The 3,580-nt window shown below is 54.9% G+C and carries 3 protein-coding genes and 1 pseudogene; all 4 read left to right on the forward strand.

Annotated features, from left to right (window positions below; genetic code table 11):
* A pseudogene (locus tag AC1DRJ_RS21775) lies at positions 1–499 on the forward strand (calcium-binding protein); the annotation flags it as partial.
* A gap of 675 nt (positions 500–1,174) precedes the next feature.
* The gene (locus AC1DRJ_RS21780; RefSeq protein ID WP_477803959.1) at positions 1,175–2,596 is read left to right on the forward strand and encodes an amino acid permease; all 1,422 of its coding nucleotides are present in this window, start codon (positions 1,175–1,177) and stop codon (positions 2,594–2,596) included.
* A 236-nt stretch (positions 2,597–2,832) separates the two neighbouring features.
* Complete coding sequence (locus tag AC1DRJ_RS21785; RefSeq protein WP_477803960.1) at positions 2,833–3,333, forward strand: Hcp family type VI secretion system effector; 501 nt, start codon at positions 2,833–2,835, stop codon at positions 3,331–3,333.
* The gene (locus AC1DRJ_RS21790; RefSeq protein WP_477803961.1) at positions 3,326–3,529 is read left to right on the forward strand and encodes a hypothetical protein; all 204 of its coding nucleotides are present in this window, start codon (positions 3,326–3,328) and stop codon (positions 3,527–3,529) included. Before AC1DRJ_RS21785 ends, AC1DRJ_RS21790 begins: the two co-directional genes overlap by 8 nt.
* Positions 3,530–3,580: the final 51 nt, after the last annotated feature.

Genomic DNA, 3,580 nt, shown 5'->3' on the forward strand with positions numbered 1-3,580 from the left:
TGACGTCTACGAGGTGACAGATGCCGGCGATGTCGTGATTGAGGGTGTCGGAGGGGGKASWGACAGCGTCTGGACTTACCTGAACAGCTACACCTTGGGCGCAAACATCGAGGGATTGATCTATGGCGGTACTGGCAACTTCACCGGGTTCGGCAATCAGCTGGATAACGTGATGCTGGGGGGAGCCGGAAATGACCTCATCACCGGTGGGTTCGGTAACGACCTGATGAACGGCGGCTTCGCCGGCAACGATACGTTCGTGTTTGCTGCCGCGGGTTTCGGCAACGATACGATCCTGAACTTCGGAGCCAATCCGGGCGGCGCGCATGACTTGATCGATATCACTGGGTTGGGGATCAGCAGCGCGACGTTCGCTGCCAACGTCACCATAACGGCTGACGGGGCGGACACGGTGGTTGCGATCGGGGCGGACACCATCCACCTTGTTGGTGTCAGCAGTGCGACCGTTGATCAGGCGGACTTCAATCTGGTGGGATAAGGAGGCCTTCTCGACAAAGTTGAGCTGAAAGTAATTGAGGTGTGTGGCGGTTGCCACACACCTTTTTTTGCGCCCGGAAGGCCAGCCGCYGCACCGGGATGTGCGAAGTGGAAAGCCAGGATTACGCACTGTAAAGAAAACCTGACAAAATCCACGGATTAACCCCGTAAATTCGCCATTCCCAGGATGCTGTAAGAAAACGCTTACGCATCAGCGCTTTACTTCCTCCTTTCAACCCTTCGGCCCGCTTGTTTCATCGCTCCACGCAGGGTGTTATGCGCGCCATGCCTGTCGTGCAGGTGCATAACAAAAAGGAGGCGCAATGAACGCCGCAATCCATATCCATCTCTCTGCTAGAGGCGGTATACCTGCCTTTCCCGTCGATGATCCGCAAGGATCTGACCCAATTTTTGCAGCCGCCCGAGACGCTCGGGGTGGACACAGGCAATCCCGGCTTACAACACGCTGATCCAGCGGGTCTGGCAGCAGGGGGTTACAGGTGTACAATGCGCCGCGTTTTAACTGTGACCTCCTGCGCATCAGCGCAAACCTCAAGGCTATCCGCCTTGTTCACTCCGCCAACGCCACAAGCGTGTCGGGTTCGATTTCGTCACAGATAAAAACAAACAGGTGACGCATGAACGTTGTAAATACGCAGAACGTGAGACCTTTTTCATGAGTGGACAAACCTCGCAGTCAGGCGAGCTCAAGCGCGGCCTGAAAAATCGCCACATTCAATTGATTGCCCTCGGTGGTGCGATCGGTACCGGCTTGTTCCTCGGCTCGGCCGGGGTACTGAAATCCGCCGGACCGTCGATGATCCTCGGCTACGCCATCTGCGGCTTCATTGCGTTCATGATCATGCGCCAGCTCGGCGAAATGATCGTTGAAGAGCCGGTCGCCGGTTCCTTCAGCCACTTCGCGCACAAATACTGGGGCGGTTTTGCCGGCTTCCTGTCGGGCTGGAACTGCTGGATCCTGTACATCCTGGTGGGCATGTCGGAGCTGACCGCGGTCGGCAAATACATCCACTACTGGGCACCGGACATTCCGACCTGGGTCTCGGCAGCCGGATTCTTCGTGCTGATCAATCTGATCAACCTGGCCAACGTCAAAGTCTTTGGCGAGGCCGAGTTCTGGTTCGCGATCATCAAGGTCGTTGCCATTGTGGGCATGATTGCCTTGGGCAGCTACCTGCTGGTCAGTGGCAATGGCGGCCCGCAAGCGGCGGTCAGCAACCTGTGGTCCCATGGTGGTTTCTTCCCGAACGGCGTCAGCGGTCTGGTGATGGCCATGGCGATCATCATGTTCTCCTTCGGTGGCCTGGAAATGCTCGGTTTCACCGCTGCTGAAGCCGACAAGCCGAGAACCGTGATCCCGAAAGCCATCAACCAGGTGATCTACCGGATCCTGATTTTCTACATCGGCGCGCTGGTCATTTTGCTGTCGCTGACGCCATGGGACAGCCTGTTGGCGACCCTGAACGCGTCGGGTGACTCCTACAGCGGCAGCCCGTTCGTGCAAGTGTTCTCAATGCTTGGCAGCAACACCGCCGCACACATCCTCAACTTCGTGGTGTTGACCGCGGCGTTGTCGGTGTACAACAGCGGTACCTACTGCAATAGCCGTATGTTGCTAGGCATGGCCGAGCAAGGCGATGCGCCGAAGGCGTTGTCGAAGATCGACAAGCGTGGCGTCCCGGTGCGTTCGATCCTGGCTTCGGCGGCGGTAACGCTGATCGCGGTGTTGCTCAACTACCTGATCCCGCAAAACGCGCTGGAACTGTTGATGTCGCTGGTGGTTGCAACCCTGGTGATCAACTGGGCGATGATCAGTTTCTCGCACTTCAAGTTCCGCCAGCACATGAACAAGACCAAGCAAACGCCGCTGTTCAAGGCGCTGTGGTACCCGTACGGGAACTACGTCTGCCTCGCGTTCGTGGTGTTCATCCTGGGCGTGATGCTGCTGATTCCGGGGATCCAGATCTCGGTGTACGCGATTCCGGTGTGGGTCGTGTTCATGTGGGTCTGCTACGGCATCAAGAACAAACGCAGCGCCCAACACGCGTTGCACGCAGCAGGCTCCAGCGCGAAGTAAGCGCAAAGCGCAGAAACAACAAACCCGGCCAATGTGCCGGGTTTTTTGTTCTTGTTGCGTTAACTTTAGATTGCGCTGTAATCCCGTTCCTACATAAGCATTCATCGTTTACTACAGTGATTTCTGAAATTTCCAAAAGGTTGGCTGATGCTAGTTAATTCAGAAGCTGCCTACACCCTGCCTAATGCTTTTTTTGCCATAGTCTGCCGCTTTGAATACATCAAGGATTAGTGCTAATGGCCAGTCACAGTTATATGAGTATTACCGGTAAGCGACAAGGACTTATTTCTGCCGGCTGCTCAGGCCAAAGCTCGCTTGGTAACAAGTGCCAGTTTGCGCATCAGGACGAAATCATGGTGCTGGCTTATTCGCACGATATGGTCACCGGTAATGATGGCAGCATTGCAGGTGGCCGCGGCCAACACAGGCCAATTATGATTACCAAGTCTATCGATAAGTCATCGCCTCTATTGGCCAGTGCACTGCATGAACGTGAAGAGGTCGAATGCATTATCAATCTCTACCGCACCGCCTCGGCTGGGGGGCAAGAACGATACTATTCAATTCATCTTACAGGTGCGCGTATCGCGCATATCAGCCAGCAAGTTCCCCACGCTATTCGTATGAACGATGCAGAGCCACAAGAGTTGGTGTCTATTCGGTATAGAGAGATTGCCTGGGCGCATGTTCCAGGGGCAACAAGTGCTTACAGCACTTGGGGGAATGAAGATGAATGAAGACGCCTGTGATATCCATGACGTGACGAATGCGGCCTCTGACTTGGTGGCGGTTGGATGCAGCATCGGCATGGCGCATTTTTCTGATGGTATTACGCGGCTTCGCTTTTTAGATATGATCCTATTAGTAATGTGCCGGCTTATCAGCAATCGGGTACTCTGGCTTTGTTTTTCGAGGGTTTGGTTGATTCTATGACTTTAAGTTCAATGGTTAAGGAGTCGTCGATGGGGCGTGGCGATTGATACC

This window comes from Pseudomonas sp. P5_B2, assembly GCF_056400445.1.

Coding starts and splice junctions, on each gene's coding strand:
- AC1DRJ_RS21780 (WP_477803959.1), top strand. CDS start 1,175: ATGAGTGGACAAACCTCGCAGTCAGGCGAGCTCAAGCGCGGCCTGAAA.
- AC1DRJ_RS21785 (WP_477803960.1), top strand. CDS start 2,833: ATGGCCAGTCACAGTTATATGAGTATTACCGGTAAGCGACAAGGACTT.
- AC1DRJ_RS21790 (WP_477803961.1), top strand. CDS start 3,326: ATGAATGAAGACGCCTGTGATATCCATGACGTGACGAATGCGGCCTCT.